At 48.1% G+C, this 12,319-nt stretch carries 12 protein-coding genes; all 12 read left to right on the forward strand.

Annotation, left to right across the window (positions count from 1 at the left end):
* Positions 1 to 17 precede the first annotated feature (17 nt).
* The 12 genes from HYT77_07765 to neuC (HYT77_07820) all read left to right on the forward strand — a co-directional run bounded on the left by HYT77_07765 (position 18) and on the right by neuC (HYT77_07820) (position 12,316).
* Complete coding sequence (locus HYT77_07765) at positions 18 to 824, forward strand: hypothetical protein (protein MBI2067891.1); 807 nt, start codon at positions 18 to 20, stop codon at positions 822 to 824.
* A gap of 17 nt (positions 825 to 841) precedes the next feature.
* The gene (locus HYT77_07770; protein MBI2067892.1) at positions 842 to 1,834 is read left to right on the forward strand and encodes an SDR family NAD(P)-dependent oxidoreductase; all 993 of its coding nucleotides are present in this window, start codon (positions 842 to 844) and stop codon (positions 1,832 to 1,834) included.
* A gap of 67 nt (positions 1,835 to 1,901) precedes the next feature.
* Positions 1,902 to 3,068, forward strand: coding sequence for a LegC family aminotransferase (locus tag HYT77_07775; protein MBI2067893.1), 1,167 nt, complete (start codon positions 1,902 to 1,904; stop codon positions 3,066 to 3,068).
* Positions 3,069 to 3,081: 13 nt separating this feature from the next.
* On the forward strand, positions 3,082 to 3,804 hold the full coding sequence (locus tag HYT77_07780) for an acylneuraminate cytidylyltransferase family protein (GenBank protein MBI2067894.1): 723 nt from the start codon (positions 3,082 to 3,084) through the stop codon (positions 3,802 to 3,804).
* A 40-nt stretch (positions 3,805 to 3,844) separates the two neighbouring features.
* On the forward strand, positions 3,845 to 4,516 hold the full coding sequence (locus tag HYT77_07785; GenBank protein ID MBI2067895.1) for a class I SAM-dependent methyltransferase: 672 nt from the start codon (positions 3,845 to 3,847) through the stop codon (positions 4,514 to 4,516).
* A gap of 29 nt (positions 4,517 to 4,545) precedes the next feature.
* Positions 4,546 to 6,147: a B12-binding domain-containing radical SAM protein gene (locus HYT77_07790; GenBank protein MBI2067896.1), complete on the forward strand. Its 1,602-nt coding sequence runs from the start codon at positions 4,546 to 4,548 to the stop codon at positions 6,145 to 6,147.
* Between the two features lie 36 nt (positions 6,148 to 6,183).
* Positions 6,184 to 6,768, forward strand: a complete 585-nt coding sequence (locus tag HYT77_07795) for a WbqC family protein (GenBank protein MBI2067897.1) — start codon at positions 6,184 to 6,186, stop codon at positions 6,766 to 6,768.
* Complete coding sequence (locus HYT77_07800; protein MBI2067898.1) at positions 6,765 to 7,703, forward strand: NAD-dependent epimerase/dehydratase family protein; 939 nt, start codon at positions 6,765 to 6,767, stop codon at positions 7,701 to 7,703. The genes HYT77_07795 and HYT77_07800 overlap by 4 nt, the downstream gene beginning before the upstream one ends.
* Positions 7,696 to 8,634 carry a GDP-mannose 4,6-dehydratase gene (locus tag HYT77_07805; GenBank protein ID MBI2067899.1) on the forward strand — a complete coding sequence of 313 codons (939 nt, stop codon included), beginning with the start codon at positions 7,696 to 7,698 and terminating at the stop codon, positions 8,632 to 8,634. The genes HYT77_07800 and HYT77_07805 overlap by 8 nt, the downstream gene beginning before the upstream one ends.
* 6 nt (positions 8,635 to 8,640) lie before the next feature.
* Positions 8,641 to 9,837, forward strand: a complete 1,197-nt coding sequence (gene neuC, locus HYT77_07810; GenBank protein ID MBI2067900.1) for a UDP-N-acetylglucosamine 2-epimerase (hydrolyzing) — start codon at positions 8,641 to 8,643, stop codon at positions 9,835 to 9,837.
* Positions 9,837 to 10,496 (forward strand): acetyltransferase, encoded by a 660-nt coding sequence (locus tag HYT77_07815; GenBank protein MBI2067901.1) that lies wholly within the window; start codon positions 9,837 to 9,839, stop codon positions 10,494 to 10,496. The genes neuC (HYT77_07810) and HYT77_07815 overlap by 1 nt, the downstream gene beginning before the upstream one ends.
* The gene (gene neuC, locus HYT77_07820) at positions 10,493 to 12,316 is read left to right on the forward strand and encodes a UDP-N-acetylglucosamine 2-epimerase (hydrolyzing) (GenBank protein MBI2067902.1); all 1,824 of its coding nucleotides are present in this window, start codon (positions 10,493 to 10,495) and stop codon (positions 12,314 to 12,316) included. The genes HYT77_07815 and neuC (HYT77_07820) overlap by 4 nt, the downstream gene beginning before the upstream one ends.
* Positions 12,317 to 12,319 lie beyond the last annotated feature (3 nt).

Consider the following 12,319-nt stretch of genomic DNA (forward strand, 5'->3'; position numbering starts at 1 on the left):
GTGTTGTTGGTTGTTCAGTGAAATGTGAGCCGTCGGCCCTTCTTGTAGAAGAGGAACCGAATTTACAAGCCTACCGGTTTTCTGACATTGGTGTTGGGCAAGGGGTTCGGATGATTGGCGATCATCTTTATATCTACGGTCAGTCCGAGACAGGAGGGATTGTTCAGGAGCTCGATTCCAATCTCAAGCCGACCGGGTGGATCGGCAGTCTCAACTACCAGGGATTTCCTCTGGTCGCCAAGCCGGTCTCCATTGCCTACCATGAGGGGAAGCCGACTTTTATTGGGGCTACGTCTCATAAGCGGAAGGCCGTCTTGTACCAGATCGACTGGAGCCTCTTCTATGAAGATAAGAATCTGGATCGAGCCCTCTTGAGGACGATTGAAGATCCGGAATCGGGAGAGGCGACCCGACCCGAATATGTTCTGTACGGTGACCAATGGTATCTGGCGACGACGGGGTATGATCGGGAGAAGACGGAGATTCGCCTTATGGATCCAGAGAGGTTGACCGAAGTTGATTCAACGACAGAGGTAGGTGTTATACGGTATCGCATTGAGGGAGATCCCTACATTCAAAATCTCTTCTGGTCGGAGTCAGAGTCGCAGTTGGTGCTGGTTCAGAACATCGGTTACGTCAAGGGATGGCGGCTGACCTCTCTCGATCTCCAAAAGGCGGTTGAGGGAGGGGTTGCACCGATTGTAAAGACGCGCTGTTTCCCCGATCAGTCTGAACTGGAGGGATACAGCAGGCTCTCTGATACGAGGGAGGTTTTTTTGACGTCGTCTCTCAAGGAGAATTTGTTTGTCTCCCCCTCTCCCTAGGAGGAGATTTTGTTGGTATGGAACTCAAAAATAAAAAGATTTTAGTGACCGGGGCGGATGGTTTCATCGGCAGTCACCTCGTTGAGGGGCTTCTAGAGGCTGGGTGCCGGGTTAAGGCATTTGTTTATTATAACTCGTTTAACTCCTGGGGGTGGCTTGATACTTTTTCTAAGAAGGATCTTCAGGAGATCGAAATTTTTACAGGGGATATCAGGGATCCCAACGGTGTTCGAACTGCGGTTAAAGGCCAGGAGATCGTTTTTCATCTAGCTGCCTTGATCGGCATCCCATTTTCGTACCACTCGCCCGACTCTTACGTTGATACGAATGTGAAAGGGACTCTAAATATTCTTCAGGCGAGCCGGAATGAGGTGGTGGAGAAGGTGCTCGTCACATCGACTTCTGAGGTTTATGGAACAGCTCAATATGTACCAATTGATGAGAGGCATCCGTTTCAGGGGCAGTCCCCCTACAGTGCCTCGAAGATTGGTGCCGATCGGATGGCAGAGTCTTTTTATCGCTCTTTTGAAACGCCGGTTACCATTGTTCGGCCGTTCAACACCTATGGTCCCCGTCAATCGGCACGTGCCTTTATTCCAACGGTCTTGAGTCAGCTCTTGGGTGGTGCAAAGAAGATCCGTATTGGGGCGCTTGGTCCGCGGCGTGACATGAATTATGTCAAGGATACCGTTGCCGGTTTTCTGGCGATCGCAAAATCGGACAAGGTCATTGGTGAAGAGATCAACATTGCGAGCCAGACGGAATGTACGATGGGTGATGTTGCCCGTGAGATTCTCTCTCTTGTCAATAGGGAGGCGGAGCTTGTGACGGAGGAAGCACGTGTCCGTCCGGGCAAAAGCGAAGTGGAACGACTGTACGGTTCTAATGAGAAGATTCGGAACCTCACCGACTGGTTGCCTCGTTATGACCTCCGGAGTGGTCTTCAGGAAACAATTGAATGGTTTCGTCAGAACCTCGATCGATATAAGCCGGAAATTTATAATATTTAGGAGTATCCCCTCCTTCACCCTCCCCTTAATGTAAGGGGAGAGAAGGGGCGGGGATATGATGCCCAAGATGGATTCGTTCATTTCGCTCTCTGTCCCCTCTCTCAAAGGGAACGAACTCAAATATCTGGCCGACTGTATCGAGACCAACTGGGTTTCGTCGGTAGGGCCTTATGTGGACCGGTTTGAACGGGAGGTTGCACATCGACTAGGGGTTCCTCATGCCGTTGCCTGTGTCAATGGCACCGCGGCGTTGCATGTCTCCCTCATTGCGGCGGGTGTCCAGGCGGAGGATGAGGTCATTGTCCCGACGGTCACTTTTATTGCCCCCGTGAACGCGGTTCGTTACGTTGGTGCCTGCCCCGTTTTTATGGACTGTGATGACCACCTTAATATGGATGCAGCGAAGCTTGTCGATTTTGTTGAGAAGGAATGCCACTTCAAGGATGGAAGGCTCTTAAACAGGAAGACCGGTCGCCGTGTCTCTGCGGTGATTGTGGTGCATGTCTTTGGTCATCCAGCCAATATGGAATTGATCGTGCAGCTTACGGAAAAATATGGTTTGAAACTGATTGAAGATGCAACAGAATCAATCGGGTCTTACTACAAAAGTTTAAAAGGGAAAAAACGTTTTGCCGGATCGATCGGAGATTTTGGCTGTCTTTCATTTAATGGGAACAAATTGATTACGACCGGGGGAGGGGGGATGGTGCTAACCAATGACGAAGCCTCGGCCCGACGGGTTCGTCATCTGACAACACAGGCGAAGGAGGATCCCCTCTATTTTCGACATGATGAGATTGGGTTTAACTATAGACTCACCAACCTCCAGGCCGCGGTAGGGGTGGCGCAGTTAGAGCAACTGGAGAAATTCATTGAGACCAAGAGGAAGAATTTTACAACCTATCGGGAAAGTCTTTGTGGTGTGACCGATTTGCGATGGATTGAGGAACCGGAGGGGACATACAGCAACTATTGGCACTATGCCTTGGTGGTAGACAAAGAAGGGGATCGGGATCGTCTTTTGATCCACCTCCGTGAGAAGCGGATCGAGGCTCGCCCCCTTTGGGCCCTCATCCATCGGCAGAGGCCGTATCAAAAATTCCAGGCCTATCGGATCGAAAAGGCGCTTCGATATGAGTCGGCCGTTCTGAATATCCCTTGTAGTGTCAGTTTGAAGGAAGAAGAGATTCAAAGGGTGACCGAGGTCATTAGGAGTGATTGGCGTGTCTTCTAAAGAACCAACTGTCTTGGGGCTGATCTGCGCCCGGGGAGGAAGCAAGCGCGTTCCTCGGAAAAACCTGCGCCCGTTGGGAGGAAAACCACTGATCGCTCATACAATACAGACGGCCCTTCAGTGCCGCTATGTGAGCCCACTCATTGTTTCTACGGAGGATGAAGAGATTGCAAAGGTGGCAAAGAGATGGGGTGCCGATGTTCCATTTATGAGGCCTGCCCCCCTGGCCGCCGATGATTCCGCCGAGTGGTTGTCCTGGCAGCATGCCCTGATACAGATGGAACGGATTCTGGAGAAAAGGATCGATTATCTGATTGGTCTGCCGACAACCTCCCCTTTCCGAAGTACTGAAGATATTGATGGTTGTTTTCAAAAACTGATTCATTCGGATGCAGATGCTGTGATCACGCTGTGCGAAGCAGACAGAAACCCGTATTTCAATATGGTGACATTACAGGACAGTTGGTTGAAAATAGCTATCCCTTCTGCCAAAAGGGTTGTGCGTACCCAAGAGGCACCGACTGTTTATGGTATCACGACGGTTGCCTATGCCTGTCGACGAGACTTTGTTCTCAATTCGGAGAGCCTTTTTGATGGGAAAATACAGGGGGTTTTAGTTCCCAAAGAGCGAGCGCTCGATATTGATACTGAGATTGATCTCAAATTCGCTGAATTTCTGATTCAGAATCAAGAATTGGTGTCCCCTCCAGTAAGAAGGGCCCTGAAAACAGATTGACTCCCAGGGGCATCTATAACAGAATCATCAACTAATCAGTATGCATAGCTTAGCAGTTCAAAAAAATACGACAGTTTGGGAGCGGATTTATTCCAAGAGGGAGGCTGGTTCGAGCCAGAGCTACCCTTGCGAAGATCTTATTATTACAATCAATCGATATTGTTCAGGCCTTGAAACCGCAGGCACGAAGGTGTTGGATGTTGGATTTGGGTGCGGAAATAATCTCAAGTTTTTGGCCAGGAAAGGGTTTGATTGTTACGGTGTTGAGGTCTCTCGCAGTGCCGTTGAAACCGCCTCTGAAAATCTTGCCGGGGAGGGTCTTCGGGCCGTTTTAAAACCGATTGAAAATCATCATTACCCGTTCCCCGATCACTTTTTTGATATTGTTGTCGCCTGGAATTCCTTGCCGTATACGGATGAGGAGAGTCTTCAGAGTGCCCTGTCCGAGGTCAAACGAACCTTAAAGCCTGGCGGTATGTTTTTTGCGACATTTGCCACGTTTAAGGATTCCCGGGTGACTGAAGGAAGGAAGATATCGGAGCGGACCTTCGAGGTGACCCTTTCCAATCAAAAGGGAAGTGTCATCCATGCCGCAAAGGATGAGGAGCAGGTAAGGAAGTTATTCGGCCTCTTTGAGAGGCTCGAGATTGGTTATTCTGAGATTACCGTGAAGGGTGTTACTATTTCACATTGGATTCTGTACGGGAGATAGCAAGGGCTGACTGACCCAGGGAGGTTTTTATGATGAGTGATTGTCTATTAATTTATCCCAATCCATCGGAGGATGCGACCGTCAGGGGGCCTGCCCTCAGTATCTTTTATCCGGGGGCTCACGCCGAAAACAACGGGCTGACAATCGATTACTACGACCAGCGCATGGATTCGCCTGAGAAACTCAAGACTTGTCTGGAAAATACGATGATGGTTGGTATTTCGAGCATGACCGGTAATCAACTCCGACAGACCGTGAATCTTCTGGAGATGATCAAGAGGGATTATCCATCTCTCCCAATCGTTATGGGAGGGGTTCATCCCAGCATGCAACCTCTCGAAACCATGAAGAATCAGCATGTTGACTTTGCGGTGATTGGAGAAGGAGAGGAAACCTTAACAGAACTGATCAAGGCGGTAAAAAATGGTCAGGCCTACGACAAGATCTTGGGATTGATATGGCGGAAAGAGGGCCAAGTTATCAGGAATGCGGATCGACCTCAACTCAGGATGGCCAATCTCCCTTTTCCTGTTACAGAAAAATCAAAACCTTATTATCAACTCGCTAGCAAGTATAACGAGCTCTTTTACATCCACAGTAGGGGATGTCCTTATAAATGCCGCTTCTGTTACAATTTAGAATTTAATGATGCCAAATGGCGATTGATGCCGGCAGACAAGATGGAAAGAGAAATCGGAATGCTTAATGAGATCTGCGGTGGTATCAATTATCTTTTCTTAAATGATGATTATTTAGGTTCAAACCCGGCTGTCATTAAACGCGTAAGCTCCGTGATGAAGAAGTACAATATCCGATGGGGGACCTGTTTACGTGCGAGCGATATCCGCGAAGATTCCCTCCCGTTGTTTGTTGAGGGGGGACTCGATCGAGCTCTGTTTGGTCTTGAGACTGGTTCGGAACGCCTCCTAAACGGCATTATTGGAAAGGGGCTTGTTCAGGGACTGGAGGATATCAGACGATGTGTAACGTTGCTCTCAAAAACCAATATTTTTCCTACCTACAGTTTTATGTGTAACGTTCCAACGGAAACTCGCGATGATATTAAGAAGACCCTTTCGATGATGGATTGGATTCACAAAACTGACTCCAAGGCAAGGCTTGGCCTCTATGTATATACCCCCTATCCCGGAACTCCGATGTTCAACGATGCCTTAGAGCAGGGATTTACGATGCCGGAGTCGTTAGAGCAGTGGGGAGAAATGAGCTTGCACAACGCGCATTTTAGCAAGCGTGCTGAAAGTTTGTATTATCTTGCTGGGCTTGTTTTCAGAAGGGATGTCAGTCGGCAAAAATTTCCGGGGATTCTTCGCCTTATGATATTGCCCTTTGAGTGGTCAGCCTCGATTCGCTGGAAGCTCCGCTTTTGGAGTTTTTATGAATTTGAGAAAAGATGCGTCATGTGGCTCTTTAAGTTTGGCACTTCTTTCCGGTTTAGAAGACAGAAACAGTTGGCCGCCGAAAAGGCAAAAGAACCCGCTTTCCTCATGCACCTGGGAGATTCAGAAAAAGAGGATCAGGAAATCCTGGATTCCCTAGAGGGGGTTTGCCAGCCGGAGAGCCCACGTGAAGTCAAACGCAGCCTTTATGCGAATGCAACCTCTGTCGGTTGAGTGTTCGAAGGCTCCGATCAAAAACAAACAAACTTAATGGTTCTATCGACTCGAAATGGTACTGACCAACGGAGAATCGTTGTTGGGCATCAACCCCAGTATCTCCCCCATTTGGGATTATTCAATAAGATTGCTAAGGGAGGTGCGTTTGTTTTTGTTGATAATGTTCAATACCAAAAAAAATCATGGCAAAATAGAACCTTGATCAAGGGGCTGGACGGAAAAGAAATCAGCCTGACAATACCGGTGCAGACCAAGGGGCGTTTCTCTCAAAGAATCAGGGATGTCGAGATCGTCGATCTTCACGCCTTGCGGAAGCATCTGAAGACAATCCGACTCAACTACCAGAAGACGGTCGGCTATGACGAGGTGATGCCGAGAATCACGAAGTGGTATGAGCAGAATGTAAAATATCTGGTCGATGTAACGATCCCCTTGATGCGGGAATGTTTCGAGTTGTTGGGAATTCAGAACGAAATATTTATCGGTACTGAACTGGGTCTTGAAAAATCAAAAACGGAGCTTCTTATTGAAATCTGCCAAAAAACAAATTGGGCCAATGTTTGTACAATCACTGAAAAACAGGTGGTACCTGAGAGATCTTGTGTTGTCGGGGTATGAGCCAAGATAAAAAAATACTGGTAACGGGAGGGTGCGGTCAGTTGGGGGTATTTGTCGTAAACCGTTTGGTTGAAGAGGGATATGAGCTGGTTGTTCTCGATAAGAGTCTGCCTAACTCTGACACCCATGTGATATTTCAAAAAGGAAAGGTAAAGTTCTATCCGTGTGATTTACTTCATGAGGATGAGGTTCGCAATTTAAGTCGGGAGCTCAATCAAATTCAATGCGCCATTCATTTGGCCTCGATGGTTGATGGATCGGTCGATGTTCTGGGGTCTGCCGTGGCGAGTATTAAACTGAATGTTCTGGCAACGATCAATCTGCTCTCTCTTGTGCCTCATCTGAGACACTTCGTCTATGCAAGCAGTATGATGGTTTACGGTTATCCACAGTTGACTCCTCTTCCTGAAAGACATCCGACAGAGCCAACCAACATTTATGGGGTGGCAAAGCTGGCGGCGGAAAAATATCTCCATGTCTATGCGTTACAGCAGAAGGTTAAGACAACCGTGTTAAGACTCAGTTCGCTTTACGGCCCTGGTCAGTATTCCGAGGGGAACCGCAATAGGGTCATCCCTCTGTTCTCCAGAAAAATAAGAAATGGTGAGCCGTTGACCATTTTCCCGGGAGATGAGGAGGAAATCAGGGACTATTTACACTTGAACGACGCAGCGAGGGCGTTTGTACTGGCCGTTCAAAAAAGCGAGGGGGGAGTTTTTAACATCGGTTCCGGGAGAGGGATCAGTATTCGGGATCTCGTGGAAACAATGGTTCATCTTTCAAAGAGAGAGGTTCGATGCCAGATGGGGGATCGGCGCCCATCCAAACCGGCCAATTATACTTTAGACATCACAAAGGCGAAAAATGTTCTGGGATTTGAATCCCGGATTCCGATTCAGCATGGTTTGAAGGAGGAGATTCAGGCGAGTGCTTAACGGAAATGAAAAAATCCTCGTGACGGGTGGCACCGGCCAATTGGGGAGTTGCTTGATTGAGCAATTGGTAGAAGGAGGCCTCAAACCATTTGTGATGGGCCGGCGAATCGAGCGGTCCCCAATTCTCCAGAAGCTTCTTCATGACGGCAAGATTTTATTTGCTTCGGTTGATCTCATGGAAGAGGCGGCGCCTATTGAAGATGCGTTAAGAGGTTTTAGCCCTGAAACTCTGATCCATTTGGGAAGCGTTGTGGACCAAAGGTCTGATTTCTTTTCATCGAGCAGGCAAACAATTACGGTGAATCTGATCGGAATGGTTCACCTTTTACAATCCCTGCCTGATTTAAAGATGATTTGTTATGCCAGCACCACCTCTGTCTATGGGATCCCCGAATTTCTGCCGATTGACGAAAGACATCCGACGAACCCTGTGAACACCTACGCGGCCAGCAAACTGGCCGCCGAAAAATATCTAACCCTTTTTTCTGAGTCAAAGGGGATTCCGGCCGCTCTCTTAAGAATATCCAGTGTTTATTCTGAGCTTCGTTATGCCCCAGAGCTCCAAAGGGCGATTCCTGAATATTTAAGGGCAGTGAGGGATGGTAGTGACCTTGTTGTTTGGGGGAAGGGTGACGCGAAGCAGGATTACATCTATATTGATGATGTGATTTCCGCCATCCTTCTTTCCGTTGAAAAGAGGTTCAATGGTCTGCTCAATATCGCTACGGGTGAGTCCCATACGGTACAGGAGGCGGCGGAACGGATTAGGGGAGTTGATGGGAAGAGCCTCTCCATAAAACAGAAACCCGTCGACACAAAGGCGGCTGATTATGCCTACGATATTCGTCTGGCAAGATCTCAAATCGGGTTTTCGCCACGGTACAGTTTTGAAGACGGCTTGTCCCGATGTGTGAGTGCCCTTAAGCGGTAGAGAAATATGGTGGAAGAGAAAACATTACTCGAATCCTGTGGCGGAACAATCAAGGCTCTAGCGTTGTCAGGCATCCGTTCGGAATACGATCTTTTTTATCCGCTGTTGAAGGCGTTGAATGAAGACGCCTGCTTTGATCTCGGCGTTATTGCAGAGAGTGCCCATTTATCACCTTTGCACAATTATTCGTTTAACCAGATGAAGAAGGACGGCTTCCGGATTGCGGAGGAGATTGAAAATCTGCTCTACTCCAACACAGAATCGGGCAAGGTAAAGTCCGCTGGCATCCTGCTGCAATCACTGGCACAGACCTTTAGAAGAGAGAAACCGGATCTAGTCTTGATTATTGGAGATCGGGAAGACCCTATTATTGGGGCGTTGGCGGCTAATTACATGAACATACCGACTGTTCACATTGCGGGGGGAGACAACACCTTTCCAAAGGGGGGGGATGTTGATGAACAGGTGCGACATGCCACCACAAAATTGAGTCATGTTCATCTCACAATGACAGAGGAGCATTCCCGGCGGGTTCTTAAATTGGGTGAGGAGTCATGGCGGGTTTTTACGGTTGGGAGTGGAGGTATTGACTGGATTCGGATGGCTGGTGATTTGGATCTTCGTGAAGTGGAGGAGGTGCTGGGGGTTGCAGTGAATAACGACTATATGATTGTTCTCTACAACGCCCTGAGCTCCGAAATTGATAAGGCGGTTGATGAATTGAGCCTCTGCCTTGAGGTAGCGGCCGAAACGTGTCTTGAGGTTTTTGTAGGGGCACCCAACAGCGATCCTGGCTTTCACGATATTATCACTTTGTTCAAGCGGTATGAGTCCCTGCCAAAATTCCATGTTTACAACTACCTTCCGCGGCGGATTTTTACCCGTTTGCTGTCTCATGCAAAATGCATCCTGGGAAACTCTTCCCTGGCGATGCATGAGGCCGAATTTATCGGACTTCCCGCAGTTAATGTAGGACAGAGGCAGTGGGGACGTTTGGCGGGGAACCAGGTCCAGTTTGTCCATGCCGATTTTGAAAGTGTAATGGGCGCTGTTAATAAAGCGTTGCATGACAAGGAATATAAAAAATCAATTACACGTGGAAAAAGTATTTATGGAGATGGCACCATGGCCAAGCGTTCACTTGAAATTCTTAAATCGCTTCCTTCCAAGGAAAAATTGTTGGCCAAGCGGATTACCTATTAATGGCGAGAGCTAAACCGGGAAATATTCTCCTTGTGGGAGGAGGTGGACACAGTCGTGTGGTGCTGAGCACGCTCCGGGCGCTTGGAAATTTTCAGATCGTCGGCCTTGTTGATAAGAATCTTAAGCCCGAGGTGTTGGTCAATGGAGTTAAAGTATTGGGAAGTGATGAGGTGTTACAGGAGGTTTACCGGCAGGGGTGCGACCTCGCCTTTATCAGTGTTGGATCGGTAGGCAATTCCGGAGTTCGACGGAAACTTTTTGAGAAGTTGACGACCATCGGATTCTCTCTCCCTTCCCTGGTTGATCCAAAGGCGGTGGTGGATGATTCGGTTCAATTAGGAGCGGGAACTTATGTGGCTGCAGGCGCTGTTGTGCAGTCTGGGGCCGTTATCGGCAAAAATGTCATTATCAATACGGGAGCCGTTGTAGATCATGACTGTTCCTTGGGGGACTTTGTTCATCTGGCCCCGGGTGCGACCCTGTCGGGAGGGGTCCATGTCGGTGAGGGCTCTCATATTGGAACAGGAAGCTCCGTGATTGAGGGAATTTCCGTTGGGAACCAAACGATGATTGGAGCCGGAAGCGTGGTGATTAAGGACATTCCGGATGATTGCAAGGCATTCGGCAATCCCTGCCGAATTCAGGAGAAAACAAAATGAATAAAATCTGTGTCGTAACAGGAACGCGTGCGGAGTACGGTCTCCTCTATTGGATTATGAAAGAAATCCAGGAGGATCCCGAACTAAAATTACAAGTGGTTGTTGCCGGAATGCATCTGTCCCCTCAGTTTGGTTCTACCTATAAATTGATCGAGGAGGACGGTTTTCATATTGATCAGAAGGTCGAAATGTTTCTGGCCGATGATTCGGCGCTTGGAATTTCCAGGGCGACGGGAGAAGCGACCCAAGGATTTGCCGAGGCGTTTGAAAAGCTAAAACCCAATATGGTTGTCGTGCTCGGGGACCGGTTCGAGGTGTTGGCTGCAGCCACGGCGGCCCTGATTTCCAGAATTCCCATCGCGCATATCCATGGAGGAGAGACGACGCTTGGAGCTTTTGATGATTCAATCCGTCATGCAATCACCAAGATGTCGTATCTTCATTTTGCGGCGGCGGAGCCTTACCGTTCCACGATTATTCAGATGGGAGAAGACCCGGCAAGAGTTTTTTCCTTTGGAGCTCCAGGTCTCGATAATGTGGACCGGCTTTCACTTCTCAGCAAGGAGGAGTTAGAAAAATCCCTTGGTTTTTCTTTTCAAGATCTAACCTTTCTAGTGACTTACCACCCGGTTACACTGGATGAAAAAGGATCCCAAGATCATGTTCATCAACTCCTGGCGGGATTAGACCAATTTCCAAAGGCTAAGATTATCTTTACCCAGTCGAATGCCGATCCCGATAACAAGGTTATTACAGACTTCATGCAGGCCTATGTTAGTAGGAACAAGGGGCGGGCTGTCTTTTTTGCCTCGCTCGGACAGGCCCGTTACCTCAGTGTAATGAAGCATGTGGATGTCGTCATTGGAAATTCCTCGAGCGGTATTATCGAGGCTCCCTCTTTCAAGAAGGCAACGGTTAACATCGGTGATCGGCAGAAGGGTCGACTCATGTCCGATTCGATTATTTCTTGTGAAGAAAATGTCGTGTCGATTGTGGAGGCGATCCGGAAGGCGATAAACCCGGATTTTCAGTCTCAACTTATTTTTGTGAAAAACCTCTACGGAAGCGGAGGGGCCTCCTTGAAAATTAAAAATGCCCTAAAAAGTTTCACCTCCCAAGAGTTTTCACTTAAGAAAGAGTTTTTTCATTCCCGATCAAAGAGGGTTTTAGTTATTGCACCTCACCCCGATGATGAAACTCTAGGGGCTGGCGGGGCTCTTTTAAGACACAGGGCTGAGGGAGATGAGATTAATTGGCTCATCATGACCCATATCAAGGAGGATACGGTCTATCCGGAGGAATTTAAAAAAATCCGGGAGGAAGAGATTCAAAAAATTGTAAACTTCTACGGTTTTAAACGGAAGATCCAATTTCCCTACCATACAACCAAACTTGATACCTACCCCGCGGGGGAGGTCATTGGTCGGCTGAGTCAAGTTATCAATGAGATTAGGCCGGATGTGATGTATGTCCCAAACCGCAGTGATATTCATTCCGATCATCGAATGACTTTTGAATATGCAATGGCGTGCAGCAAGACTTTTCGGTTTCCTTTTTTAAAAAAGGTGCTGATGTATGAAACGATTTCTGAAACGGATCTTGCAACACCTTTTCCCGACAATGTTTTTACGCCCAATGTGTTTGTTGATGTGACGCTCTATGTAGAGAAAAAATTAAAGGCGATGAAGATTTACCAGTCCGAACTGGGGGAACATCCTTTTCCTCGCAGTCTGGAAGCCCTCAAAGCTCTTACCATTCTGAGAGGATCGGTCGCTCATGTGAAGCATGCTGAGGCCTTTATGCTTCTCAAGGAGGTCTAAGGG

Source organism: Deltaproteobacteria bacterium (genome assembly GCA_016180855.1).
Classification (GTDB): domain Bacteria; phylum UBA10199; class UBA10199; order JACPAL01; family JACPAL01; genus JACPAL01.

Bases quoted from the DNA above. Each gene is read 5' to 3' on its own strand.
- HYT77_07770 (MBI2067892.1), top strand. From the start codon at position 842: ATGGAACTCAAAAATAAAAAGATTTTAGTGACCGGGGCGGATGGTTTC.
- HYT77_07775 (MBI2067893.1), top strand. From the start codon at position 1,902: ATGGATTCGTTCATTTCGCTCTCTGTCCCCTCTCTCAAAGGGAACGAA.
- HYT77_07785 (MBI2067895.1), top strand. From the start codon at position 3,845: ATGCATAGCTTAGCAGTTCAAAAAAATACGACAGTTTGGGAGCGGATT.
- HYT77_07790 (MBI2067896.1), top strand. From the start codon at position 4,546: ATGATGAGTGATTGTCTATTAATTTATCCCAATCCATCGGAGGATGCG.
- HYT77_07795 (MBI2067897.1), top strand. From the start codon at position 6,184: ATGGTTCTATCGACTCGAAATGGTACTGACCAACGGAGAATCGTTGTT.
- HYT77_07800 (MBI2067898.1), top strand. From the start codon at position 6,765: ATGAGCCAAGATAAAAAAATACTGGTAACGGGAGGGTGCGGTCAGTTG.
- neuC (MBI2067900.1), top strand. From the start codon at position 8,641: ATGGTGGAAGAGAAAACATTACTCGAATCCTGTGGCGGAACAATCAAG.
- HYT77_07815 (MBI2067901.1), top strand. From the start codon at position 9,837: ATGGCGAGAGCTAAACCGGGAAATATTCTCCTTGTGGGAGGAGGTGGA.
- neuC (MBI2067902.1), top strand. From the start codon at position 10,493: ATGAATAAAATCTGTGTCGTAACAGGAACGCGTGCGGAGTACGGTCTC.